The 26,168-nt window shown below is 35.8% G+C and carries 19 protein-coding genes; 15 read left to right on the top strand and 4 right to left on the bottom strand.

Features of this window, described 5'->3' with window-relative positions; all coding sequences use genetic code 11:
• Positions 1–17 precede the first annotated feature (17 nt).
• The 6 genes from R1X58_RS04955 (at position 18) to R1X58_RS04930 (ending at position 9,084) form a co-directional block, all read left to right on the top strand.
• The gene (locus R1X58_RS04955; RefSeq protein WP_240572245.1) at positions 18–1,166 is read left to right on the top strand and encodes an alpha/beta hydrolase; all 1,149 of its coding nucleotides are present in this window, start codon (positions 18–20) and stop codon (positions 1,164–1,166) included.
• On the top strand, positions 1,166–2,524 hold the full coding sequence (radA, locus tag R1X58_RS04950) for a DNA repair protein RadA (protein ID WP_240572244.1): 1,359 nt from the start codon (positions 1,166–1,168) through the stop codon (positions 2,522–2,524). Before R1X58_RS04955 ends, radA begins: the two co-directional genes overlap by 1 nt.
• Positions 2,525–2,595: 71 nt before the next feature.
• Entirely contained in the window at positions 2,596–6,000 is a 3,405-nt protein-coding gene (gene ileS, locus R1X58_RS04945; RefSeq protein WP_240572678.1) for an isoleucine--tRNA ligase, read from the top strand.
• A gap of 4 nt (positions 6,001–6,004) precedes the next feature.
• Complete coding sequence (locus tag R1X58_RS04940) at positions 6,005–6,388, top strand: TraR/DksA family transcriptional regulator (protein ID WP_188222823.1); 384 nt, start codon at positions 6,005–6,007, stop codon at positions 6,386–6,388.
• 91 nt (positions 6,389–6,479) lie between these two features.
• Positions 6,480–7,106 (top strand): lipoprotein signal peptidase, encoded by a 627-nt coding sequence (locus R1X58_RS04935; protein WP_240572243.1) that lies wholly within the window; start codon positions 6,480–6,482, stop codon positions 7,104–7,106.
• A 91-nt stretch (positions 7,107–7,197) separates the two neighbouring features.
• Positions 7,198–9,084, top strand: coding sequence for a hypothetical protein (locus R1X58_RS04930; RefSeq protein ID WP_240572242.1), 1,887 nt, complete (start codon positions 7,198–7,200; stop codon positions 9,082–9,084).
• On the opposite strand, the gene R1X58_RS04925 is transcribed toward R1X58_RS04930, so the two are convergent.
• Genes R1X58_RS04925 through R1X58_RS04910 form a run of 4 tightly spaced genes read right to left on the bottom strand, consistent with a single transcriptional unit; the run spans position 9,081 to position 11,938 of the window.
• Positions 9,081–9,644 carry a 5-formyltetrahydrofolate cyclo-ligase gene (locus tag R1X58_RS04925; protein ID WP_240572241.1) on the bottom strand — a complete coding sequence of 188 codons (564 nt, stop codon included), beginning with the start codon at positions 9,642–9,644 and terminating at the stop codon, positions 9,081–9,083. The two genes, R1X58_RS04930 and R1X58_RS04925, sit on opposite strands and share 4 nt — an antisense overlap.
• A 10-nt stretch (positions 9,645–9,654) precedes the next feature.
• Positions 9,655–10,629, bottom strand: coding sequence for a succinylglutamate desuccinylase/aspartoacylase family protein (locus tag R1X58_RS04920; RefSeq protein ID WP_240572240.1), 975 nt, complete (start codon positions 10,627–10,629; stop codon positions 9,655–9,657).
• Positions 10,630–10,637: 8 nt separating this feature from the next.
• On the bottom strand, positions 10,638–11,516 hold the full coding sequence (gene rimK, locus R1X58_RS04915; RefSeq protein WP_240572239.1) for a 30S ribosomal protein S6--L-glutamate ligase: 879 nt from the start codon (positions 11,514–11,516) through the stop codon (positions 10,638–10,640).
• A complete protein-coding gene (locus tag R1X58_RS04910; RefSeq protein WP_240572238.1) occupies positions 11,513–11,938 on the bottom strand; it encodes an ATP-dependent zinc protease family protein in 426 nt (141 codons plus the stop codon). Before R1X58_RS04910 ends, rimK begins: the two co-directional genes overlap by 4 nt.
• A 128-nt stretch (positions 11,939–12,066) precedes the next feature.
• Between R1X58_RS04910 and uvrC the strand changes: the two genes are divergently transcribed.
• The 9 genes from uvrC to R1X58_RS04865 all read left to right on the top strand — a co-directional run bounded on the left by uvrC (position 12,067) and on the right by R1X58_RS04865 (position 26,165).
• Entirely contained in the window at positions 12,067–13,860 is a 1,794-nt protein-coding gene (uvrC, locus tag R1X58_RS04905; RefSeq protein WP_240572677.1) for an excinuclease ABC subunit UvrC, read from the top strand.
• Between the two features lie 7 nt (positions 13,861–13,867).
• Complete coding sequence (locus R1X58_RS04900) at positions 13,868–16,099, top strand: patatin-like phospholipase family protein (RefSeq protein ID WP_240572237.1); 2,232 nt, start codon at positions 13,868–13,870, stop codon at positions 16,097–16,099.
• A 201-nt stretch (positions 16,100–16,300) separates the two neighbouring features.
• Entirely contained in the window at positions 16,301–17,458 is a 1,158-nt protein-coding gene (locus R1X58_RS04895; protein WP_240572236.1) for a homogentisate 1,2-dioxygenase, read from the top strand.
• 42 nt (positions 17,459–17,500) lie between these two features.
• Positions 17,501–18,661: a 4-hydroxyphenylpyruvate dioxygenase gene (gene hppD / locus R1X58_RS04890; RefSeq protein WP_240572235.1), complete on the top strand. Its 1,161-nt coding sequence runs from the start codon at positions 17,501–17,503 to the stop codon at positions 18,659–18,661.
• A 201-nt stretch (positions 18,662–18,862) separates the two neighbouring features.
• Positions 18,863–19,648: a DUF3108 domain-containing protein gene (locus tag R1X58_RS04885; protein WP_240572234.1), complete on the top strand. Its 786-nt coding sequence runs from the start codon at positions 18,863–18,865 to the stop codon at positions 19,646–19,648.
• Between the two features lie 5 nt (positions 19,649–19,653).
• The gene (locus tag R1X58_RS04880) at positions 19,654–20,571 is read left to right on the top strand and encodes a tryptophan 2,3-dioxygenase family protein (protein WP_240572233.1); all 918 of its coding nucleotides are present in this window, start codon (positions 19,654–19,656) and stop codon (positions 20,569–20,571) included.
• The gene (locus tag R1X58_RS04875; RefSeq protein ID WP_240572676.1) at positions 20,529–21,848 is read left to right on the top strand and encodes a peptidoglycan DD-metalloendopeptidase family protein; all 1,320 of its coding nucleotides are present in this window, start codon (positions 20,529–20,531) and stop codon (positions 21,846–21,848) included. The genes R1X58_RS04880 and R1X58_RS04875 overlap by 43 nt, the downstream gene beginning before the upstream one ends.
• Positions 21,849–21,850: 2 nt before the next feature.
• Positions 21,851–23,470, top strand: a complete 1,620-nt coding sequence (pgi, locus tag R1X58_RS04870; RefSeq protein WP_240572232.1) for a glucose-6-phosphate isomerase — start codon at positions 21,851–21,853, stop codon at positions 23,468–23,470.
• 157 nt (positions 23,471–23,627) lie between these two features.
• Positions 23,628–26,165, top strand: a complete 2,538-nt coding sequence (locus R1X58_RS04865; RefSeq protein ID WP_240572231.1) for a TonB-dependent receptor — start codon at positions 23,628–23,630, stop codon at positions 26,163–26,165.
• The last annotated feature ends 3 nt before the right edge of the window (positions 26,166–26,168 follow it).

The raw sequence follows: 26,168 nt of genomic DNA, 5'->3' as shown, positions 1-26,168 counted from the left end.
TCAAATCATTTTTTATCATGAAATGTATACTTTCTGTTTTAGTGCTGTTAGTTTCATTAAATGTTACGCAGGCTCAGGTAAAATTCGAGAAAATTGAATCGTCAAGATTAGGTGATACCCGTGAAATAAAAATTCAGTTACCTCGAGGTTACGGAAGTGATAAAAATAAAACCTATCCTTTGTTTATCGTTTTTGATGGTGATTATTTGTTTGAAGCAGTTGCAGGAAATACAGATTATTACTCGTATTGGGAAGATATGCCGGAAGCTATTGTTGTAGGTGTTAATCAGTATGGTAAACGTTATGATGATTGCCTGTATTCCGAGCAAAATTCATTACCCATAGAATCTGGAGCAAGTTTCTTTGAATTCGTAGGCATGGAGTTAATTCCTTATATCCAGAATAAGTACAAAATAGGTAATTTTAAAGTGGCTGTAGGTCATGGGGAAACGGCTAATTTTATTAATTACTTTTTATTGAAACCACAACCAATATTCCAAGGGTATATTGCCATGAGTCCGGTTTTAGCTCCGGGTATGATTAAGTATTTACCAGGGCAGTTGAGCAAAACAGCTTCAAAAATATTTTATTATTTGTCGTATACCAATAACGATATAGGTTCTGTAAAAGAGATGGCTAAGGTGTTAAATCAAGACATGTCTACAGTGAATAATAAAAACGTCGTTTATAAATATCAGGGGTTTGAAGGGCCTTCACATTATTCGGCTCCGGCACATGCCTTGCCAAATGCGATTGAAACTATTTTTAGTGTGTATAAGCCAATTAGTAAACAGGAATATCAGGATGTTATTTTAAAATTAGAAGATTCTCCTGTAGCTTATTTAGAAGCAAAATATCAGTCGATTTATGATTTATTCGGAATAAAAAAGCCAATTTTAGTAAACGATTTTAGAGCTATTGCTGCAGCAATAGAAAAGAAGGAAACTTTTGAAGATTTTGAAAGATTAGGCGATTTGGCGCGCGATGCCTATCCTGATACGTTGTTAGGAAACTACTATTTAGCTCGTTTTTATGAAGAAACTGGTGATGCTAAAAAAGCAATGAAAACCTATCAGTCTGCTTATATTTTGGACGAAATAGGAGGGATTACTAAAGATCTAATGGTAGAAAAAGCAGAGGCAATTAAAGCAGATTTTGGATATTAATGGCGAAAGTTAAAACAACGTTTTTTTGTCAGAGTTGTGGCTCACAATATGCTAAGTGGCAGGGGCAATGTAATGCGTGTAAAGAGTGGAATACAATAGTTGAAGAGGTTATTCAAACACCTGAAAAAAGTGACTGGAAATCGCCGAATTCCTCAGTTAAGAAGGCTGCGGTACCTTTACGTGTTAAAGATATCGATTTGTCACAGGAACCTCGATTAGATACAACTGATGAAGAGTTTAACCGTGTGCTTGGTGGAGGTTTAGTTCCGGGGTCGTTAACACTCTTAGGGGGGGAGCCTGGTATTGGAAAGAGTACCTTGCTGCTTCAAATTTCATTAAAATTACCTTATAAAACCCTTTATGTTTCTGGTGAAGAGAGTCAGAAGCAAATTAAAATGCGTGCTGAGCGTATTAATCCGAATAACAATAATTGCTACATTTTAACGGAGACCAAAACGCAGAATATCTTTAAGCAGATTGAAGCTTTAGAGCCCGATGTGGTGATTGTCGATTCTATTCAAACCTTGCACAGCGATTATATAGAATCGTCTTCAGGAAGTATTTCTCAAATTAAAGAGTGTACAACCGAGCTGATTAAATTTGCAAAAGAAACGACAACGCCTGTTATTTTAATTGGTCACATCACGAAAGATGGCAATATCGCAGGACCAAAAATTCTGGAGCACATGGTTGACACGGTGCTTCAGTTTGAAGGCGATCGCAATCATATTTTTAGAATTTTAAGAGCAAATAAAAACCGATTTGGTTCAACCAACGAACTCGGAATATATGAAATGCAGGGTTCGGGATTGCGTGAGGTTACCAATCCATCAGAAATTCTTATTTCCAAAAAAGACGAAGAACTTTCAGGTAATGCAGTCGCTGCTACTTTAGAGGGAATGCGCCCGTTAATGATTGAAGTTCAGGCATTGGTAAGTACGGCGGTTTATGGTACGCCACAGCGTAGTGCAACCGGATTCAATGCTAAGCGATTGAATATGTTACTGGCAGTTTTAGAAAAACGAGCTGGGTTCAGACTTGGGGCTAAAGACGTCTTTTTAAACATCACTGGAGGTATTACAGTAGATGATCCTGCAATTGATTTGGCGGTTGTTGCATCCATTTTATCATCAAACGAAGATGTGGCTCTGGAAAAGGATTTTTGTTTTGCCGCCGAGGTGGGATTATCTGGAGAAATTCGCCCGGTGCAGCGCGTCGAACAACGCATTTTAGAGGCCGAAAAATTAGGATTTTCAACCATTTTTGTATCGAAATACAATAAGATTTCTCTTAAGAATACGGCGATAAAAATTCAAATGATATCAAAAATAGAAGATTTGGTAGGTTTTATTGTTTAATTTACTTCTAATCGGCACGACTATTTTGTCAAAATTCCTTAATTTCGCACCTCGAAATGAAAATTGATAAAATGAGTTCTAAATTCCCTGAATATAAAGGTCTTGACTTGCCAAAAGTAGCAGAAGAAATTCTTAACTATTGGCAGGAAAACAATATTTTTGAAAAGAGTGTTTCTACAAGAGAAAACAACGAATCGTTTGTGTTTTTTGAAGGACCACCTTCAGCAAATGGTCTTCCTGGAATACACCACGTTATGGCGCGTGCCATTAAAGATATTTTCTGTCGTTACAAAACGCAAAAAGGATTTCAGGTAAAACGTAAGGCAGGTTGGGATACACATGGTCTTCCAGTCGAGCTTGGTGTTGAGAAAGAATTAGGAATTACTAAAGAAGATATTGGTAGGACGATTTCTGTTGAAGAATACAATGAAGCATGTCGTAAAGCGGTTATGCGTTATACTGACATCTGGAATGACTTAACAGAAAAAATGGGGTATTGGGTAGATATGGAAGATCCATACATTACCTACAAACCAAAATATATGGAGTCAGTTTGGTGGTTGCTAAAACAGATTTACAGCAAGAACCTGTTGTATAAAGGGTACACGATTCAGCCGTATTCACCAAAAGCGGGGACAGGATTAAGTTCTCACGAGTTGAATCAGCCGGGAACCTATCAGGATGTTACCGATACAACCATTGTTGCACAGTTTAAAACAAAGCAAGAATCGTTACCGGAGTTTTTACAAAATGAAGGCGATATTCATTTCCTAGCCTGGACGACGACACCTTGGACCTTACCAAGTAACACGGCATTAACCGTTGGGCCAAAAATTGAGTACGTTTTAGTTGAAACTTTCAACCAGTATACTTTCGAGCCGGTTAAAGTAGTGTTAGCTAAAAAATTAGTGAGCTATCAGTTTGCTGGAAAATTCAAGCAAGTTGAGGATCAGTCTGAAGTTGCAGCTTACAAAGAAGGTGATAAAAAAATACCATACTACATCGTAAAAGAGTTTGTTGGTAGTGATTTAGTAGGAATTACTTATGAGCAATTATTACCATATGCGTTACCAAACGACAATCCTGAAAATGCGTTTAGAGTTATTTCTGGGGATTTCGTAACTACCGAAGACGGAACAGGTATCGTACATACAGCACCTACTTTTGGTGCCGATGATGCCTTGGTAGCAAAACAAGCTACACCGGAAGTGCCTCCAATGTTGGTGAAAGACGAAAACGGAAACTTAGTGCCGTTAGTAGATTTACAAGGTAAATTCAGACCAGAAATGGGTGAGTATGCTGGTAAATACGTGAAGAATGAGTACTATGCTGATGGTGAAGAACCAGAAAAATCGGTTGACGTAGAAATCGCTATTCAGTTAAAAACAGAAAATAAAGCCTTTAAGGTTGAAAAATATAAACACAGTTACCCGAACTGTTGGAGAACCGATAAACCAATTCTTTATTACCCATTGGATTCTTGGTTTATTAAAGTTACCGATGTTAAAGAACGTATGTTCGAGCTTAACGAAACCATAAACTGGAAACCAAAAGCTACTGGAACAGGTCGTTTTGGAAACTGGTTGGCCAATGCGAACGATTGGAACTTATCGCGTTCACGCTATTGGGGTATTCCGTTACCGATTTGGAGAACCGAAGATGGTAAAGAGGAAATCTGCATCGGATCTGTAGAAGAGTTAAAAGCCGAGATGGCTAAAGCCGTTGAAGCCGGTGTAATGACTGAAGATATTTTCCAGAACTTTGAAGTTGGAAATAATTCTGAAGAAAACTACGCGCAAATCGATTTACATAAAAATATCGTTGATGAAATTGTTCTAGTTTCTTCATCAGGACAGAAAATGTTCCGCGAAAGCGATCTAATCGACGTATGGTTCGATTCTGGTGCGATGCCTTATGCGCAGTGGCATTATCCATTTGAGAATAAAGAATTAATAGATAACGGAACATCGTATCCAGCCGACTTTATTGCTGAAGGGGTAGACCAAACACGTGGTTGGTTCTATACACTTCATGCGATTGGTACTATGGTTTTCGATTCTGTAGCTTATAAAAACGTTGTGTCGAACGGATTGGTATTAGATAAGAACGGACAAAAAATGTCGAAACGTCTTGGTAATGCTGTCGATCCGTTTGAAACCTTAGGAAATTACGGTGCCGATGCGACGCGTTGGTACATGATTAGTAATGCGAATCCTTGGGATAACTTAAAATTCGATTTAGAAGGTGTAGAGGAAGTAAAACGTAAATTCTTCGGAACATTATATAACACGTATTCGTTCTTCACATTATATACAAATCTGGATAACTTCACATACGCTGAAGCCGATATCCCGTTAGAAGAACGTCCGGAAATAGACCGTTGGATTCTTTCAGAATTACATACTTTAATTAAGAAAGTAGATGAGTTCTACGCAGAATACGAACCAACCAGAGCTGCTCGTGCGATTTCAGATTTCACACAGGATTATGTAAGTAACTGGTTTGTACGTTTAAGCAGAAGACGTTTCTGGAAAGGTGATTACGAAAAAGATAAGATTTCGGCGTATCAAACGTTATATACCTGTATGGTAACCATTGCTAAGTTGGGTGCGCCAATTGCACCTTTCTTTATGGATCGTTTGTATTTAGATTTAAATTCTGTAACCAAGAAGGAAGAATTTGACAGTGTTCACTTAGCTGATTTCCCGAAATACGACGAATCGTTTGTTGATAAGTCATTAGAAAGAAAGATGGAAAGTGCTCAAACTATCTCATCTTTAGTGCTTTCGCTAAGAGCTAAAGAGAAGATAAAAGTGCGTCAACCGCTTCAAAAAATCATGATTCCTATCGACAGCGAAACTCAGAAAAATGAGATTTTAGCAGTGGCAGACCTTATAAAGTCTGAGGTTAACGTTAAAGAGATTGAAGTTTTAGAAGATGCATCAGATATTCTGGTAAAAAATATAAAACCAAACTTTAAAGTGTTAGGTCCAAGATTTGGAAAAGACATGAAAGCTGTGGCTCAGTTAGTTAATAACTTTACTGCCGATGATATCAAAAAAATCGAGCAAAATGGTATTTTAGACGTAGATATCAATGGAAAAAGTATTACTTTAGAGCGTGGAGATGTAGAGATAACATCTCAGGATATTGAAGGATGGTTAGTAGCAAATGAAGGGGCTTTAACAGTTGCACTGGATGTTGCCATAACCGACGACTTAAGAAAAGAAGGTATAGCGAGAGAGCTTATTAATCGTATTCAAAACTTAAGAAAAGATTCAGGCTTCGAGCTTACCGACAGAATAGACGTAATCCTTCAGAATGACGAGCAAGTTGCTAATGCTGTAGGTGCGAATATGGCATATATTAAAGCTGAAACATTAGCGAATGAACTCGAGATAATTGATGAATTAGAAAATGGTATAGATGTTGTGTTTGATGATGTAAATACCAAATTGTTTATACAAAAGCATTAAAGTTATGAGTTTAGATTTAAATGTTAGATATTCTGACAAGGATTTAGCGGAGTTCAAAGAACTTATTCAAGAGAAAATTGTTAAAGCACAGCACGATTTGGAGCTTATTAAAAGTGCGTATATGAACGACCATACCAATGGTACCGAAGATACGTCGCCTACTTTTAAAGCTTTTGATGAAGGTAGCGAAGTAATGAGTAAAGAGTCGAATTCGGCTTTAGCAATTCGTCAGGAAAAATTTATTCGCGACTTAAAAAATGCGCTTATTAGAATTGAAAACAAAACATACGGGGTATGTCGTGTTACTGGTAAGTTAATTAATAAAGAGCGTTTAAAATTAGTCCCTCATGCGACCTTAAGTATTGAGGCCAAAAATATGCAACAATAAATCTTAACGTATACAATATTAACGTCCCGGTTTAATTATCGGGGCGTTTTCTTTTATAAAGACACCCCTTTAAGTAACAGCTAAACTATTTATGTCCTTAAAAAAATCAATAGTCTTAATCTTCATTATTTTGCTTGTCGATCAGGTAAGCAAAATTTATATTAAAACACATTTTAAATTACAGGAGAATATTGAGATTTTTAGTTGGTTTCAAATCTATTTTATTGAGAACGACGGGATGGCATGGGGTACAAAAATTAGTGACTTTACTTCCTTTATATCAGAACGCACTGCAAAAATAGCGTTAACCGTTTTTAGAATAGTTGCCATTTTTGGTATTGGTTATTGGCTATACGATGCAACTAAAAAACAAGGGTCTAAAATTTTAATTTTGGCCATAGCACTAATCTTCGCTGGTGCTTTAGGAAATATTTTAGATTCGGTATTTTATGGAGTTTTGTTTGATGATAGTTTTAATCAGGTAGCACAGTTTTTACCCGAAGCCGGCGGTTACGATTCACTTTTACACGGAAAAGTAGTCGATATGCTTTATTTCCCTCTGTTTTCGGTCGATTTACCTGAATGGTTTCCAATTTCAGGAGGAAAACGTTTTAATTTCTTTGAACCTGTATTCAATATTGCCGATGTGGCCATAAGTACGGGTTTTATCATGCTTATTGTTTTTAATAAAAAAGCTTTCCCTAAAAACAATAAATAAGCAAAAAATACGTATATCTACTTATTTAAAAAGTTATAGAGTTTTTTAACTTTATAAATTAATTAATCCAATTTTAAAATCTCTCAACTAAATGAAAGGAAAATCCCTCCTCCTTCTATCATTATTGCTATTATCATATTTCAATGTTTTCTCTCAACATACCTACGACATTGTTTTTCCAAGTACCGATAGAAATCAGAAATGTAAAACGTGTTTTGATGCTTTCAGACAAAAGCCTAAAGAAGTAAAGTTCTCCGTTAAACGCGATGGGGACAAGCTGTTTTTTGAAGTTAACGACAAAGATTGGTTCAATACCTTGTTTGTTAATTCAGGAGATGGTATAGCTGTCGATATTGTTGTAAAGGATCGTTACGCTTGCGCTGAAGAAACTATTGCAAATACTCAATTAAGAGGTTTTTTATTAAAACCTGTTTATGCACAAGCTTTAAAAAGTGGATTAAGGACTTCTGGCGAAAATCGTTTTAGTGTTTTTATTGGAAATATTCCTGAAGGTTTGCTTAATGATGAGATGGAGTTTAATATTTTGTTTTTAAGTAATAGGAACCTGTGTCAGTATTATGTGATTTACGATTTGGAATCTTACGCTTGGGATTTACTGGATATGGGAATGTATCTTGACGATTTAACTTACGATACTAAAAAAATAGAATCGGAAACAGGTGAAGCGTATTCGATACGAAATAAAACCATGAAGTTTATTATCCCGTTTCAAAAGAATAAGTCAAATTATTCTCAAGCCGATATAAAACCCATTTATGACTCGTTGCGATTAACAGATTTTAATATAAAAACTATCGATATTAAAGCTTATTCTTCTATTGAAGGCATTCCGCAACGTAATATCGAATTACAGGAATTGCGCGCCAATAGTATTGTGGCAGCTTTACAAACATTTCAAAAATCGACAATAAAGACAAATGTAACGGCTTCAGAAAACTGGGTGGAGTTTTTTAATGATATTAAAGGAACCAAATACGATTATTTGTCGAATCTTACCAAAAAGGAAGTACGTTCCAAGATTGAAGGTGCGGTTTCCAGAGAGATGGAACCTATTTTGAAAAATCATAGGAAAGCGGTTATTGAACTGGAGTTGGAAAAAAAGGATAAGTATAGTACAGCATCAGCCGACCAATTATTAGCCAAGTTTAATGCTGCAGTTACTGCTAATAATTTAACTGAAGTCGAGGAGTTGCAAAATTCGATTTTCGAGAAAATACGATCTAAAGAAACGTCTTCCGATATTTTAAATAAAATGGAGATCCCACTTCAGGATAAGTTTGTGAAGATTTTTAATAAGAATTCGGCTTATAAATATATGAACGATTTTAGAGAAGCCTTAATCGTTTATGATGAGTTGCAACAGCTTGAAAAGTTAGTGCCAAAAGATGCTGGTGTTAAGTATAATATTATGGCGGTAAAGATTAAGTTATGGCGTTATAATGCTATTGAAATTGATGAGGTATCACTTAAAAATGAAATTAATGCACTTAAAAATTACGGCATCGGTAGCGGACTCATTGCCCGAATGTTGGTTAATTATCACATTATAAAAGCCGAAAATTATATGCGTTCCAGAGATTATGCTAATAAGGATAAAGCGGTTCAGTATATAAATGGTAACTATAAAAAGTTCCCACTTTCAGATTACGATTATTTGAGTTTAGCGCAGTTTTTTAGTTTTTATGCGAATACCGATTTAGCGGTTGAATTGTTAGAACGAAAAGCAAGGAGTATTGATATCGATGAAGACTTATTGTTTTACTATTTGAATTTAACTTTAGTCGATCCCGACTTAACCAAAGATCCTGATTACAGAACGGTATTACTTAATGCAACCAACATGAATAAACAGCGTTTTTGCGAATTGTTTAATGCGGTTGAAAAGGGTGGTGTTACCTTTCAGTTGTTGGAAGATGAGTATTTAAGAAAAAACTATTGCGAAAGTTGTAATAATTAAAACGTGTAAATGTTTTTAGGTGTTACACAATAGTCTAATGTAATGTCGTTGTTGTGAACATCTTGAATTTGAAGTTCGGCATCAAAAAAAGATAATCCTATTTTTATAGTTTCGGGTTTACATTGGCTTAAAAAGCGATCGTAAAATCCTTTGCCGTACCCTACACGATTACCTTTTTGGTCAAAAGCTAAAAGCGGAATAAAGACCACATCAATTTTATTTGCAGCAATTTCAATACCGTCAACAGGTTCGGGTATGTTGTAGCTGTTCTTTTTTATTAATGTGCTATCGGTTAAAAGATAATTAATCATCTCTCCAGTTTTAAAATCACTTTTCGATACGACAATGTGTTTGTCCTTACCGGATAGGATGTTTAAAATAAAATCGGTGTCTACTTCTTTTTGTTCAGATATAGCTAAGAAGATATGATAAAACGAATAGTCCCAAATAGGAAGTTTCAATAGCTTATTGGCAATTTCTAAACTAAGGTCTTCAATATCGTTTACCGATAAATTGTTGCGAAGCAGTTTATAGGTTTTGCGTAAATCCGATTTGAGCATGTTTGAGCTTTTAGCGTTTTAATTTTTTTGAAATATGAAAAAGGGCATCACCTTGATATACGATGGGCGCTTCATTTACATTAATTATAAAGCCTGAATTTGTTGCTTTTACTTCGTGGTTTAATTTGCCGTAAGGATCTGTAATATGTCCTAAAATATCACCTTTCTTTACCTGAGACCCAATAGGGATGGAAGCACGAAACATCCCGGAAAAGCTGGCACGAATCCATCGGCTTTCGTTAATAAATACCGTTTCTTTTTTAGGTTTTGAAGATTTCGATTTCAGATTCAGCATTCCAAAATGACTCAGTAAGCGTTTGGAGCCATTAACGCCTGAATTCGTAACCGATTCATCAATGTGAAACGATTTTCCGCCTTCAAAAAGGAGCATGGGCTTGCCTAATTTATAGCAGGTATTTCTGAACGATTTGTTTAGATTCTTTGAATATAAAACAAACGGAGCTCCAAAAACCTTAGCTAAATCATTTAACTGTTTGTTTTCTTTAGTAATTCGTATTTGCGGAGCATTAAAACGTCCTGAACCTCCCGTATGAAAATCGATAATATAGTCGACATAAGGTACAATCTCATTAATGAGCTTATGAGCAACCCGACTTGCTAATGAACCATCAATGCTTCCGGGGAATACCCGATTTAAATCACGCCCATCGGGGAATTCACGCTTTAAGTTTATAAAACCAAAAACATTAATAACCGGAATACAAATAATGGTACCGCATTTAGGTTTATTAATGCCTTTAGCTATAAGTTGTCTTACAATTTCAACGCCATTAACTTCATCTCCATGGATGCCTGCTGTAAATAATACAACAGGTCCAGGTTTTTTAGCACGTTCAATAATAACAGGAACATTAACCGGTGATGAGGTGTGAAGGTTGGCCACATCAAAATTAACTTCTCTGCTCTCCCCGGGAAAAATGCGGGTGTCGAGAATGGTTAAAATATCCGGTTTAGTAGTGTTCATATAGTTATTTACAGGCGACGATTTCTTTCAATATAGGTAATAATGTTTTTTGCGATATTTTTTCCGGTTGCTGCTTCAATACCTTCAAGACCGGGAGTTGAATTGACTTCTAGTAGTAAAGGACCACGAGCCGATTGTAGCATATCAACACCACAAACAGGTAGTTTAAGTACTTTTGAAGCGTTCATAGCCAGTCGTAATTCGGCTTCGTTTAGTTTTATAATATCGGCTGTTCCGCCACGGTGTAAATTGGAACGAAATTCACCTTCCTTACCTTGACGTTTCATAGCGCCTACAACTTGTCCGTCTACAATTAAAGCACGAATATCGGCACCTTTGGCTTCACCAATAAATTCCTGAACAATAACGCGGGCTTCCAAGCCATTAAAGGCTTCTAAAACCGATTCGGCTGCATTTTTAGTTTCAGCTAAAACCACTCCTAATCCTTGTGTGCCTTCTAGTAATTTTATAATTACCGGTACACCGCCAACATGCTCGATAACTTCTTCAACATCGCGCGAGTAGTTTGTGAAAACAGTTTTAGGCATACCAATCCCGGCTTTACTAAGGCGCTGCAAGCTACGTAATTTATCGCGAGAGCGCTGGATGGCGTCCGATGTGGCAATAGTAAATACCCCCATCATTTCAAATTGACGTACCACAGCACAACCATAAAATGTGATGGATGCCCCAATACGCGGAATTACCGCATCGACATAATCTAAATAACGATCTTTGTAAAATATGGTAGGTTTCTCTTTTTCAATAATGATGTCACATTTTAAAGGGTCAATAATTTCAATTTTATGACCTCTTTTTTCGCCTTCTTCAATAAGTCTTTCTGTTGAGTATAGATTAGGATTTCTAGAAAGAATAACTATGTTCATTTGTTTTTATAATTATAGGAAACATTTTCTAAATCTACATCAACTAAAAATTTGCGTTTTAAAAACTGTCTTCCAATTAATACGGGAAATCTCATGTCGTCGCGTGTGCTTAAAGTTAAGTTAATCTTGTAAGATTTACCAAAAAAGATAACCTCAGATTTAATTTTATATCTGTTTTCTTTAAAGCCGTTGCTGCTTTTTACGTTGGTTCGCGAATACTCGTCGAAAACGATTTCGGTTTTCCCGAAATTTTCATGAACGTCGCTATGAAACGTAACTTTAAGGGTTTTGTTCTCTTCAACAATTTCAGAACAATGAATTGCAGAGGTATAGGCACCCGTATCAACCTTAACATTGATATCGAATAAGCCTAATTTAGGGAAGCTTATAATGTCTGCCCTGCCTATAATTTTTTTGCTCATCTTGAGTTTTTAAATATGGGTGCAATGTACCAAATTAGTCGATTGAAAAATGATTTGCCCATAAAAGTTTGACAGATTTAATATAGTGAATTTTATCAATAAAAAATTAAATAATTACCTTTGAATTGATGGACAAACCTGCTTTAGAAATACAACTAAAAACCCTGCCAGATCAGCCGGGGGTTTATCAGTATTACGATGCTAACGGCACCATTATTTATGTAGGTAAAGCTAAGAATTTAAAGAAACGAGTAAGTTCTTATTTCACTAAAACACATGATAATGGTAAAACAAGAGTGCTTGTAAAGAAAATTGCAAGTATAAAACACATTGTGGTTGAAACTGAGACCGATGCACTGTTGTTGGAAAACAACTTGATTAAAAAGTATCAGCCCAGATATAACGTCATGCTTAAAGACGACAAGTCTTATCCGTGGATCTGTATTAAGAAAGAACGGTTCCCCAGAGTGTTTTCTACCCGTCGTGTGTTTAAAGATGGTAGCGAATATTTCGGACCATACACCAGTATGAAAACCGTTTCGACCTTACTTGATTTAATTAAAGGATTATATTCATTACGTACCTGTAATTACGATTTATCGAAAGCTAAAATTGACGCCGGAAAATATAAAGTCTGTTTAGAATACCATTTAGGAAACTGTAAAGGGCCTTGCGAAGGTTACGAGAGTGAAGACGTTTACCAGGGGCATATTCAGGATATTAAGGAAATTTTAAAAGGAAATTTTAAAGATTCACTCAATCAGTTTCGGGTGCAAATGAATGCCTATGCAGCTGATATGCAGTTTGAAGAAGCGCAACGCATCAAAGAAAAGATTGAAGTTTTAGAGAACTATCAAGCGAAGTCAACTATTGTTAATCCGAAGATTAGTAATGTTGATGTCTTTTCCATTGTTAGTGATGAAGGTTATGGTTATGTTAACTTTTTGCAAATTTCTTATGGATCAATCATTCGTTCGCATACACTGGAAATTAAAAAGAAACTGGACGAAAGTGATTTAGAACTGTTAGAGTTAGCCATTACCGAAATCAGACAACGATTCAATTCAAAATCAAGAGAAATTTATGTGCCATTTGAAGTTGATTTAGGTGATGATATTAAAGTAACGGTTCCTAAACTCGGAGATAAAAAGCATATTCTGGATTTATCGGTTCGCAATGCGAAATATTATCGCATGGAACGTTTTAAACAGATTAAAATTACCGATCCAGACAGGCATGCCAATCGTATTATGGCGCAAATGAAGGCCGATTTACGCTTGCATGAAGAACCCAGACATATTGAATGTTTCGATAACTCGAATATTCAAGGAACAAATTCGGTAGCAGCGTGTGTTGTGTTTAAAAACGGAAAACCAAGCAAAAAGGATTACCGCCATTTTAATATAAAAACAGTTGAGGGTCCCGACGATTTTGCATCGATGGAAGAGGTGGTGTATCGTCGTTACAAACGGTTATTGGATGAAGAGCAACCTTTACCGCAACTTATCATTATTGATGGAGGAAAAGGGCAACTCGGTTCGGCTTTGAAAAGTTTGGATGCTTTAGGTTTGCGTGGAAAAATTGCCATTATAGGTATAGCGAAGCGTTTGGAAGAGCTGTTTTATCCGGGAGATCCGGTGCCTTTGTATCTGGATAAAAAGAGTGAATCGTTGAAAGTTATTCAACAATTGCGAAATGAAGCACACAGGTTTGGAATTGAACATCATAGAAACCGTCGCAGTAAAAATGCATTGAACACAGAACTTGAAACTATTTCTGGGATAGGTGAAAAAACAATCGTAGATTTATTAAAGCATTTCAAATCGGTAAAAAGAGTCGCTAATGCCAAACTTGATGAGTTAGAAGCTGTGGTTGGAACTTCAAGAGCCGAAAAAATATATAACTATTACCATAATAATTAGCTTGAATATGAGATCCAATTTAATAGTGTGCTTTATTTGTATTTGTTTTGCAGGTTTTTCGCAAAACATACAAAACGAAGATGTTAAGGTGGGTTTGGTATTGAGTGGAGGTGGAGCTAAAGGCTTGGCGCATATTGGGGTTTTAAAAGTTTTAGATAGTTTAGGTGTTAAAGTCGATTATGTTGCTGGAACGAGTATGGGAGCGGTTGTTGGAGGGCTTTATGCTTCTGGATATACAGGCAAACAGCTCGATTCCGTTTTCAGAGAAATAGATTTTGACAAGTTGATAAACGACGACATTCCAAGATCGTCAAAGGCTTTTTTTGAGCGTAATAATTCTGAAAAATACGCTGTTTCACTTCCGTTTGAAGATTTTAAAATTAAATTACCTTCGGCATTATCAAGAGGACAGAATACTTATAATTTAATTGCAAAATTAACCTTGCATGCTAACGAAATGGAAGATTTCGATAAGTTGCCAATTCCATTTTTCTGTATTGCCACAAATGTTGAAACAGGTCAGCAGGTTGTTTTAGATCATGGCAATCTGGCGCAGTCGGTTATGGCAAGTGCAGCCTTACCTTCGTTATTTCAACCGGTAACCATTAACGATGAGGTTTTGATAGATGGAGGTGTCGTTAATAATTATCCTATTGACGAGTTGCGAGCTAAGGGTATGGATGTTATTATTGGCGTCGATGTCCAGGATGGACTTGCTAATAGAGACGAGTTAGGCTCAGCCCTTGATGTTTTACTTCAGATTAATAACTTCCGAACCATTCATGATATGAAGGAGAAGGGGAAACAGACCGATGTCTATATTAAACCTAACATCAAGGAATATTCGGTAGTGTCGTTTGATGAAGGTTCAAGTATAATTGAAAATGGAGTTCAGGCAGCCTTGGAGAAACAATTCGATTTAAAAATACTCATTCATAAAAATGCAAAACCTCATAATACTTCAATTGAAATCAAGCCGCAGGATTCTATTGCCATCAAGAGTATTGTAGTTCGTGGAAATGACAAATATACCCGTGCTTATGTTTTAGGAAAGCTAAAGTTGAAAAATAATGAAACCGTTAGTTATGATAAGTTTACTAGGGGAATAAACAATTTAATAGCAAGTGATAATTTTGATTCGTTTGAATATAAATTCAAAAAGCGACCAGGAACGGAAGGTTATGATTTGGTCACTTATTTAAAGGAAACCAAAACAACCACATTTTTAAAGTTAGGGCTGCATTACGATGAATTATATAAAAGTGCGGCGTTAGTAAATTTAACTAAAAAGCGTTTGTTTTTTGATAGTGATTTGGCTTCGTTAGATTTTATTCTGGGTGATAATGTGCGTTATAATTTCGAGTATTTTATCGATAAAGGCTTTTACTGGAGTATTGGCATAAAGTCCAGATTTAATCAGTTTAACAAAAGTATCAATGCTCAATTGCTGTTAGATAACGATTTTATTGTTGAACAAGACCTTAATAAAATAGAAACAAGCTTAGAAGATCAAACCAATCAAATTTATGTGCAAACCCTGTTTAGAAAAGATTTTGCTTTGGGGATGGGGGCAGAACATAAACGTCTTGAAATGAAATCGGAAACGCTATTGGTAGATAATCAGAAAAGAGAGGCTGTTTTTGAAAGCACCGATTATTTAAGTGTTTTTGGAACTTTAAAATTAGACAGTTACGATAATAAATATTTTCCAAAACGAGGATTGTATTTTGATGGCGATTTACACATGTATTTATGGGCTTCAAGTTTTAATGAAAATTTTGAAGATTTCACCATTGCCAAAGCAGATATGGGTTATGCTTTTAGTGTTTCTAAAAAACTGGCGTTTAACATTCAGTCAAGTGGTGGATTTAAAGTAGGAGACAAGTCTACTAAATCTTTAGATTTTGCTTTGGGCGGATACGGAAACAACTTTATAAATAATTTATCGCCGTTTCTTGGTTACGATTTTATTGAGTTAACGGGAAACAGCTTTGTTAAAGCTACTTTTATTGCAAATTTTGAGCTGTTCAAAAAACAGTACATCACATTGGAAGGAAACTTTGCCAATATTGAAGATGATATTTTCGATTCTGGTGAGTGGTTTACACTTCCGGATTATAGTGGTTATGCCTTAGGTTATGCTATCGATACCTTTTTGGGGCCGGTACAGGTTAAATATAGTTATTCACCCGAACTAAAGCACGGGCAATGGTATTTTAATGTTGGTTTTTGGTTTTAAAAACTGATAAATAATTATTATTTGCATCTTTTTTTTGCGATATTTGTAAAGCTATGCAGATATTTTGGCAAGACTTATTACTGTTTTTACACTTCCTCATCAAGAGAAATCCTGAGTGAATGGAGTTTTGTGTCTATGTATTATATGAAGTTTAATTGATTTAAACTTTTACTTTTCTTTTTAACTATAAACTTACAAATAATGCCTTTTTATCATAAATTAGGGAGCATTCCGCATAAGCGTCACACACAGTTTAGAAAACCTGATGGTAGCTTGTATTATGAGCAATTGTTTGGTACTATTGGTTTCGACGGGATGTCTACAAACAGTTATCATGAGCAACGCCCAACTCAGGTAAAAGCTATAAAAAATCAATATAGTGTGGCGCCTAAAATTGCGAAATCTAATAACATTCAATCGTACCGTTTCCGTGGGTTTCAGGTGAAGCCTGAGTCAGACTATTTAGATAGTAGAAAAACAATTTTAGTCAATAAGGATTGCGCCATTATTCTGGCAGCACCACAGCAATCAACTAACGATTACTTTTATAAAAATACTGATGCCGACGAGCTGATATTTATTCATAAAGGCTCAGGTAAACTGCGAACACATTTAGGAAATCTCGATTTCAAGTATGGTGATTATTTATTAATCCCACGAGGAATCATTTATAAAATAGATTTTGATTCTGAAGATAACAGGCTCTTTATCGTCGAGTCGCATCGTCCAATTTATACACCAAAGCGTTATAGAAACTGGTTTGGGCAATTATTAGAGCATTCACCGTTTTGCGAGCGTGATATCAGGCGCCCTGAAGAGTTAGAAACCTACAATGAAACGGGCGACTTTTTAATGAAGGTTAAGAAGCAAGGCGAGATTATCGAAATGGTTTATGCCACCCATCCGTTCGATGTGGTTGGTTATGATGGCTACAATTATCCGTATGCGTTTTCTATTCATGATTTCGAACCCATAACAGGTCGTGTACACCAACCGCCACCGGTACATCAAACTTTTGAAACCGATGCCTTTGTGGTTTGCAGTTTTGTGCCAAGATTGTATGATTATCATCCGCAAGCCATTCCGGCACCATATAATCATAGTAATATTGATAGCGATGAAGTGTTGTATTATGTAGATGGCGATTTTATGAGCCGAAACGATATTGAAGCAGGCCATATTTCATTACATCCGGCTGGTATTCCACATGGTCCGCATCCGGGAGCTACTGAGCGCAGTATTGGTAAAACTGAAACTGAAGAACTGGCCGTTATGGTCGATACGTTTAAACCGCTTATGGTTACCGAAGAAGCTATGAAAATTGCTGACGACGATTATTATAAATCCTGGTTGGAATAAGAATAAAACTAAATTAAACTCATAAACAGAAACATTAAACTAATGAGCAAAGACATTAAATCCGTTGATTACGGTTTAGAAAAAATATTTAAAGGAGCGAAGGATTTTCTTCCGCTTTTAGGAACAGATTATGTCGAATTTTATGTGGGGAATGCCAAACAGGCAGCTCATTTTTACAAAACTGCATTCGGTTTTCAGTCGTATGCTTACAAAGGTTTAGAGACAGGGTCAAGAGAAACTGTGAGTTATGTGTTAAAACAAGACAAAATCAAGTTGGTGCTTACCACGCCACTAAATAGTAAATCGCCAATAAACGACCATATTATAAAGCACGGCGATGGTGTAAAAGTAGTAGCCCTTTGGGTTGATGATGCAAGACAGGCGTATAAGGAAACAACTAGCCGAGGTGCCAAATCTTATATGGAACCTACTGTTGAGACCGATGAATATGGTGAGGTCGTGCGTTCAGGAATTTACACTTATGGTGAAACCGTGCATATGTTTGTCGAACGTAAAAATTATACCGGCACATTTATGCCTGGATTCCGTGAGTGGAAATCAGATTATAATCCGGATTCGGTAGGTTTAAAATACATCGACCATATGGTTGGAAATGTAGGCTGGGGACAAATGAATACCTGGGTAAAATGGTATGAAGATATTATGGGATTTGAAAATTTCTTGTCGTTTGATGATAAACAAATCCATACGGAGTATTCTGCCCTTATGAGTAAGGTGATGAGTAATGGCAACGGACGTATTAAATTCCCGATTAATGAACCGGCCGAAGGCAAGAAAAAATCACAGATTGAAGAGTATCTTGATTTTTATGAAGGTGCAGGTGTGCAGCATATTGCAGTCGCGACCGATGATATTATTAGTACGGTATCAAGTTTGAGAGCGAGAGGTGTAGAGTTCTTATCGACGCCTCCAGAAGCGTATTATGCAGCAGTGCCAGAACGATTACAGGCGCACGACCATCAATTAAGCGAAGATATTGAAACTTTAAAAAGTCTGGGTATCATGATCGATGCCGACGAAGAAGGGTACTTATTACAAATTTTTACTAAACCGGTTGAAGACCGACCAACATTGTTTTTCGAAATTATCCAACGTATGGGTGCTAAAGGTTTCGGAGCAGGAAATTTCAAAGCCTTGTTTGAATCTATAGAGAGAGAACAGGCCAACAGAGGGACGCTTTAATTATAATTTTAAGTTTGATGAAGAGCTATCATTTATTTGATAGCTTTTTTTGTTTTCGGGTGTAACAATTTAACTTAAAGGTCTTCTTAATATTACAGGGCGAACCACTAATTTTTATATTTTTGGAATAGTAATTGTAATTCCATAATTAAAACGCAATAAAAACTTAGTTGAAAAGTTAATTACAAGCACCCGAATCACATGAAAAAAACACTACTTATATTATCCGTTTTACTAACCATGCCGCTCTCATATGCTCAACAGGAGTCTTCCTTTGGCACCGGAGAATGGTTTAAGTTTAAAATGAGTTATAGTGGATTTTTAAAGGCAGGTAACGCGACACTTACGGTTAAAGACGCAAAGATAGATGGTAAGGACGTATATCATGTAGTAGGTAAAGGCTGGACCACCGGAATGATTAAATGGTTCTTTAGAGTAGAAGATCTTTATGAAAGTTACTTCGATAAGGAAGCTATTAAGCCTTATAAATTTATTCGTAAAATAGATGAGGGAGGCCACATAAAAGATATTGAAATTAATTTCGATCAAACTAAGAATAAAGCCCATGTGTTTAATAAAAAACACAATACCAAAAGGGTTTTTGATACGCCTGTGAATGTTCAGGATATGGTATCGACGTATTATTACTTACGTGATAATATCGATATTAAATCCTTAAAAAAAGGTCAGGAAATTAGAACAGATATGTTTTTCGATGAAGAAAACTATGGTTTTAAATTAAAGTATTTAGGTGAAGAAGTTATTGAAACCGATTTTGGGAATGTTCTCGCTTTAAAATTCAGACCATATGTTATGGCAGGTCGCGTGTTTAAAGAGGAAGAAAGTTTAACGCTTTGGGTTTCAAAAGATAAAAATAAAGTACCTTTACGAATCAAAGCAGACCTTGCTGTAGGGTCGTTGAGAGCAGACTTAGAAGCTTACAAAGGCTTGAAACATTCATTTAAAATTATCGCTGGAAAAAACTAGAGACTTTGGATAAAAAAATAACCGATCAACTAAAGGAAAAATATGAGGCAATAGACCAGGATGTCGAAGATTATCTGGAAGGTTTGTTGCAAAGTAAGCCTTTAAGCTATTGGGATTATATTCAAACCGATGCCTTATTAAATCTTCAGGTACAACGCACCACGTTTAAAGATGAAATGGTATTTATCATGTATCATCAGGTAAACGAATTGTTGTTTAAAATGATACTTTGGGAAATCGATCAGGTCGCTAAAACTAAAAAAGTTGAAGCTGATTTCTATACTACAAAAATCATGCGTATTAGTCGCTATTTCGATATGCTAACCTCGTCTTTCAGTATTATGAAAGACGGTATGGATTTAGAGCAGTACAATCAGTTTAGAAAAACCTTAACGCCAGCCAGCGGATTTCAAAGTGCGCAGTACCGAAAAATAGAATTCGCTTCTACTGAATTAATCAATCTAATCGACAAGCGTTTTAGAGATACAATTGACAGAAATTCGTCTTACGAGAATGCTTTTGAGCATTTATACTGGCAGGCAGCAGGAAAAGACTATAAAACAGGTAAAAAGAGTTACACTTTAACAGTTTTTGAAGAAAAATACAAAGACGAATTCATTAGATTTACCAAATTTTATTATAAAAACAATTTATACGCGAAATATAAGGCGCTTCCAAAGGAGGCTCAAGAAAATGAAGCGTTAATAAAAGCCATGCGTCATTACGATTATACCGTTAATATTAAATGGGTTATGGCACATTATAATACAGCAAATCATTATTTAAATATTGGCGGAAAGACCGCCGAAGCAACAGGAGGGAGTGAATGGGTAAAATACATGCACCCGAAATATCAAAAGAGAATATTTTTTCCAGAGTTATGGACAGAGCAAGAAAAAGAAAATTGGGGAACAGATATTTAACAATTATACCGCTATTGGCCTTAGGGTTGGTAAGCTGCAAAGACAAAGAAAAACCGGTAGTAGAGCAAAAAGAGATAGCTATAGTTGAACCAAAAGAACACATAGAGTTCGGATTTAACTTTAACGATTATGTAGTTAAACGCGATACAGTAAAATCGGGAGAGAGTTTTGGCCAGATTTTAGAACGTAATAAAATAGGATACCCTCAAATTTTTCATATCGCTGAAACAGCAAAGGAGACTTACGATATCGCAAGATATCTTCAAAAAGGGAGGCCTTATACGTTACTGTGTTCTAAAGATTCGTTAGAGATTCCTGAAAAGTTTATTTATCAGCCAAGTGTAGAGGAGTATATTGTAGTTAGTTTTAAAGATTCTATTCACGCCTACAAGAGTAAAAAGCCAATAAAGTATGTCGAAAAAGTCTACACAGGTGTTATTAATAGTAACATTTCGCAAACTTTAGATGACGATGGCTTAAGTTTGGTTTTAGCCTATAAAATGTCTGATATTTATGCATGGACTATCGATTTTACAAGACTTCAAAAAGGCGATCGTTTCAAAGTTATTTACACCGATAAGTATATCGATGATACCATTTATGCAGGTATTAATAGGATAAAGGCAGCTTATTTTGAGCATAATAGCGAACCTTTTTATGCTTTTAGATTTAAAACCGATAGCGTTAAAGGGTTAACCGATTTTTATAACGAAGAAGCAAAAACATTACGTCGTGCATTTTTAAAGGCACCGGTTGAGTTTAGCCGCATTTCTTCACGTTATAATTTAAACAGAAGAATCGCTTTGTATGGTAATAAAGTACGTCCGCATAAAGGAACCGATTTTGCTGCGCCAATAGGAACACCAATTGTAGCTACAGCAAATGGAAAGGTTACAAAATCAAGTTATACCGGCGGAAATGGTAATTATGTGAAGATTCGTCATAACAAGGTATACGAAACGCAGTATTTACATATGCAGAAACGTAAGGTAAAACCTGGTGATTATGTGAAACAGGGCGATGTTATTGGTTGGGTAGGTATGACCGGAAATACGTCGGGGCCTCATGTATGTTACCGTTTCTGGAAAAATGGTGTTCAGGTCGATCCGTTCAGACAAAAATTACCTGAAGCAGAACCTATTGCGGACAGTTTAAAAGACAAATATTTAGAGTTTATAAAACCAATAAAATATCAACTTGATAATACAAACTTTAAACCTCAAAAACTTGAGGAAGACGAACTAAAACAACCAGAAATCAGACAAGCAACTTCTTAATTATGGCATTACCAAACATTAATCCAACCGAAACAAAGTCTTGGAAAAAACTTCAAGATCATTTTGAGAACATAAATGATGTGCACATGAAAGATTTGTTTGCTCAGGATGACGAGCGAGCAAATAAGTTCACTATTAAATGGGACGACTTTTATGTCGATTATTCTAAAAACCGAATAACCGAAGAGACTATAAAGTATTTGTTAGAGTTGGCCGATGAGGTAAAATTAAAAGAAGCCATAAACAGTCAGTTTTCAGGAGAAACCATCAATCAAACCGAAGGGCGTGCCGTATTGCACATGGCTCTTCGTGCGCCTCAGTCTGCCGATTTTAAGGTAGATGGTGTAAATGTGATGCCTGAAATTTATGAGGTAAAAAAGAAAATTGAAAAGTTTACTAACGATGTAGTAAACGGACACCTAACGGGGTATACCGGAAAAACGTTTACCGATATTGTTAATATTGGTATTGGGGGGTCAGATTTAGGTCCGGCAATGGTTGTAGATGCGCTTCAGTATTACAAAAATCATTTAACCACACATTTCGTGAGTAATGTGGATGGTGACCATGTAAATGAGGTGATTAAAAAACTGAATCCTGAGACTACTCTTTTTGTAATTGTATCTAAAACCTTTACAACACAGGAAACACTATCAAATGCTAATACCATAAAAACATGGTTTTTAAAATCAGCCGATGAAACGGCGATTGCTCAACATTTCGTTGCTGTATCCACTAATATTACGAATGTAAAAGCTTTCGGAATTGATGAAAATAATATTTTCCCGATGTGGGATTGGGTTGGTGGTCGTTTCTCGCTTTGGAGTGCGGTAGGTTTATCTATTAGTTTATCTATTGGTTATAATAATTTTGAAAACCTGCTGAAAGGTGCTCATAAAATGGATGAGCATTTTAAAAATGAAGATTTCAGCCAAAACATTCCGGTTATTTTAGCTTTAATAAGTGTGTGGTATAACAACTTTTTTAAAGCCGAAAGCGAAGCCATTATTCCGTATTCGCAATATCTAAATCAGTTTGCAACCTATTTGCAGCAAGGTATTATGGAAAGTAATGGTAAAAGTGTTGATAGAAATGGAAATCCGATTGACTACCAAACTGGAACGATTATCTGGGGAGAGCCAGGAACCAATGCGCAGCATGCCTTTTTTCAATTAATACACCAAGGAACTAAATTGATTCCTGCCGATTTTATTGGTTTTACTCATTCGTTACATAATAACAAGGATCACCAGGATAAATTAATTTCTAACTTTTTAGCACAAACCGAAGCTTTGTTAAACGGAAAGACTAAAGAAGAAGTTTTAGCCGAAGGAACTACCGGTAGTTTGGTGCCTTTTAAAGTGTTTGAAGGTAATAAGCCTACAAATACGGTGTTTATTAACAAGTTGTCACCAGAGAGTTTAGGAAAATTAATAGCCATGTACGAGCATAAGATATTTGTACAAGGTATTATCTGGAATATCTTTAGCTATGATCAATTTGGGGTAGAATTAGGTAAACAATTAGCTAATAAAATTTTACATGAATTTAACAATAGTGCGGATTCTAAACATGATTCCTCAACACAGAATTTGTTGAATTATTATAAAGGAAATTCGTAAAACACAAAGAATTTCTCATCATAAATATGAAAACGCGTCAGTATATTTAATACTGGCGCGTTTTTTTTATCAACAATCGTTAAAATAATTAACATATTGGTAATGAATGTTTTCTGATTATCCGTATTTTTATGTCGACTAATTCAAATAATTAATTATGAAAAAAACCACTCAGTTTATAATGCTCGCGGTGGCATTATTATTTACTTCAGTTATTTTGGCACAAACTACAATTAAAGGGGTAGTTGTAGAAGCTGGAATAAACATGCCTCTTCCAGGCGCTAATGTTATAGAAAAGGGGACAACCAACGGAGTTGTGACAGATTTCGATGGAAACTTTACATTAGAAACGGAATCAAGTTCAGGAGAAATTTTAATCACTTATGTGGGGTATACTACAAAAACGATAGCTTTCTCTAAAGGCGGAGATTTAGGCACCATATCTATGGAGTCTAGTCAGGTAGGTTTACAGGAAATTCAAATTATAGCATCTGTAGCTGTAGATAGAAAAACACCTGTGGCTGTGTCTACAATTAAATCGGAAGAGATTTCCTTAAAATTAAGTACTCAGGAGTTCCCTGAAATTTTAAAAGCTACGCCAGGTGTTTATGCAACTCGTGCCGGTGGTGGTTATGGTGATGGTAGAATTAATCTTCGTGGATTTGATTCGGAGAATGTCGCTGTAATGATTAATGGGGTTCCCGTTAATGATATGGAAAACGGAGCTGTATACTGGTCTAACTGGGCTGGTTTAGGAGATGTTACATCGTCTATGCAGGTTCAAAGAGGTTTAGGGGCATCGAAAGTTGCCGTATCTTCCGTTGGTGGTACAATTAATATCATTACTAAATCTACCGATGCAGAACAAGGTGGAAATGTATATTCAAGTATTGGTAATAATGGTTATTTAAAATACGGAATGACCTATTCAACTGGATTAACGGAAAAGGGTTTTGCAGCAACTGTTAGTGCTTCTAAAATTTCTGGTGATGGTTATGTTGATGGAACCGAGTTTTCGGGATATAACTATTTTGTGAGTTTAGCACAACAGTTAAATGAACAACACAGGTTAACATTTACTGCTTTTGGAGCACAGCAAACACATGGTCAGCGTTATAATCGTTCAACAATTGCAGAATTGTTAGATACCGATTCTGGACCTAAAAAGGCCAATAAAGACTGGGGTTATAAAAATGGAGAAGTATACCATCAATCATTTAACTTCTACCATAAGCCACAAATCTCTTTAAATCATTTATGGGAGATTAATGAGAATTCTGCTTTATCTACTGCTTTATACGCATCATTTGGATCAGGGGGTGGTCGTAGAGATGAAGGTTCTAAAATTGGATCTAGCGAATATCGTATTGGAGGTTCAGGCTTACAACCTATAGATTTCGATAGAGTTATTGAAGAAAATATAGCTAACGGAGCAGCTGGTTCTACAGATATTATTTCGTCTTCCAGAAACTCTCATGAATGGTATGGTTTATTGTCAACTTATAAAAATAAAATCAACGATCAGTTAACCATTTCAGGTGGTTTAGATGGACGTTATTATATAGGGTCTCATTGGTACGAAGTTGATGATTTATTAGGTGGACAATTCTTTTTAGATAATGAAACTGATACTTTTGCGTATGGAAAGCCATTACGCGTTGGTGATAAATACAATAAAGATTACGATGGTGTGGTATTGAGAACTGGACTTTTTGGACAGGCAGAATATCAATTAACAGATGCGTTAAATTTCTTCGTTGCTGCTGATATTTCTAACAGCAGTTATAAGCAAAAGGAATTTATGAACAGTGAACTTACAGGAAGTCGTTCTTCAGATTATGTAGACTTCTTAGGCTTTGGTGTAAAAGGTGGTGGTAACTACAATTTAGACATTAATAACAATGTATTCGTAAACATTGGTTACTTCTCAAAAGCCCCATTTTTAGATAATGTATTCTTAGATGAAGATGGTAATGTGCCTAATGCCGATGCAGTAAACGAAAAGGTATTTAGTGCTGAGTTGGGATATGGATACAGAAGTGAAAAGTTATCTGCTAATGTAAATATCTATTATACGAAATGGTTAGATAAGGCTTACAGTGGATCGCTTCAAGGCGCAAACGATGAATTATATTTTTACAATTTATTAGGTATCGATGCTTTACACCAAGGTATTGAGGTAGATTTAAGATATAAATTAACAGATAAATTATCATTTACAGGGATGGCTTCATTAGGAGACTGGAAATGGAAAAGTAATACATCTGCCCAGGTGCAAGATCAAGGTGGTACTGTTATAGATGAAGTTGTTGTAATTGCCGATGGTATTAAAGTGGGTGATGCAGCACAAACAACATTTGCTTTAGGTGCTAAATATAAACTTGCTCCTAAATCTTCAATCTATGCTGATTATAACTTTGCCGGAGATAACTATGCTTCATACGACGTTACAAACAGATCTAGTGCCGATTTACCAGACGTTTGGAAATTACCTGATTTTGGACTTTTCGACCTGGGTTTAACTCATGCTTTTGATATGGGTGGGTTTGAAGCCGTATTAAATGGTAAAATTAATAACGTGTTTAATACTGAATATATTTCTGATGCTAATGATGTTGATGGCACAGCATCTACTGCTCTAGTTTACTATGGTGCAGGAAGAACTTACAGTGTTGGTTTAAAACTTAATTTTTAAAAA

Origin of the sequence: Aestuariibaculum lutulentum, from assembly GCF_032926325.1 — a bacterium.
Lineage (GTDB): Bacteria > Bacteroidota > Bacteroidia > Flavobacteriales > Flavobacteriaceae > Aestuariibaculum > Aestuariibaculum lutulentum.
Note: the sequence above shows the minus strand (reverse complement) of the source record. Positions and strands in the feature narration are given on the sequence as shown.

Bases quoted from the DNA above. Each gene is read 5' to 3' on its own strand.
- R1X58_RS04955 (WP_240572245.1), top strand. From the start codon at position 18: ATGAAATGTATACTTTCTGTTTTAGTGCTGTTAGTTTCATTAAATGTT.
- radA (WP_240572244.1), top strand. From the start codon at position 1,166: ATGGCGAAAGTTAAAACAACGTTTTTTTGTCAGAGTTGTGGCTCACAA.
- ileS (WP_240572678.1), top strand. From the start codon at position 2,596: ATGAGTTCTAAATTCCCTGAATATAAAGGTCTTGACTTGCCAAAAGTA.
- R1X58_RS04940 (WP_188222823.1), top strand. From the start codon at position 6,005: ATGAGTTTAGATTTAAATGTTAGATATTCTGACAAGGATTTAGCGGAG.
- R1X58_RS04935 (WP_240572243.1), top strand. From the start codon at position 6,480: ATGTCCTTAAAAAAATCAATAGTCTTAATCTTCATTATTTTGCTTGTC.
- R1X58_RS04930 (WP_240572242.1), top strand. From the start codon at position 7,198: ATGAAAGGAAAATCCCTCCTCCTTCTATCATTATTGCTATTATCATAT.
- R1X58_RS04925 (WP_240572241.1), bottom strand. From the start codon at position 9,644: ATGCTCAAATCGGATTTACGCAAAACCTATAAACTGCTTCGCAACAAT.
- R1X58_RS04920 (WP_240572240.1), bottom strand. From the start codon at position 10,629: ATGAACACTACTAAACCGGATATTTTAACCATTCTCGACACCCGCATT.
- rimK (WP_240572239.1), bottom strand. From the start codon at position 11,516: ATGAACATAGTTATTCTTTCTAGAAATCCTAATCTATACTCAACAGAA.
- R1X58_RS04910 (WP_240572238.1), bottom strand. From the start codon at position 11,938: ATGAGCAAAAAAATTATAGGCAGGGCAGACATTATAAGCTTCCCTAAA.
- uvrC (WP_240572677.1), top strand. From the start codon at position 12,067: ATGGACAAACCTGCTTTAGAAATACAACTAAAAACCCTGCCAGATCAG.
- R1X58_RS04900 (WP_240572237.1), top strand. From the start codon at position 13,868: ATGAGATCCAATTTAATAGTGTGCTTTATTTGTATTTGTTTTGCAGGT.
- R1X58_RS04895 (WP_240572236.1), top strand. From the start codon at position 16,301: ATGCCTTTTTATCATAAATTAGGGAGCATTCCGCATAAGCGTCACACA.
- hppD (WP_240572235.1), top strand. From the start codon at position 17,501: ATGAGCAAAGACATTAAATCCGTTGATTACGGTTTAGAAAAAATATTT.
- R1X58_RS04885 (WP_240572234.1), top strand. From the start codon at position 18,863: ATGAAAAAAACACTACTTATATTATCCGTTTTACTAACCATGCCGCTC.
- R1X58_RS04875 (WP_240572676.1), top strand. From the start codon at position 20,529: ATGGACAGAGCAAGAAAAAGAAAATTGGGGAACAGATATTTAACAATT.
- pgi (WP_240572232.1), top strand. From the start codon at position 21,851: ATGGCATTACCAAACATTAATCCAACCGAAACAAAGTCTTGGAAAAAA.
- R1X58_RS04865 (WP_240572231.1), top strand. From the start codon at position 23,628: ATGAAAAAAACCACTCAGTTTATAATGCTCGCGGTGGCATTATTATTT.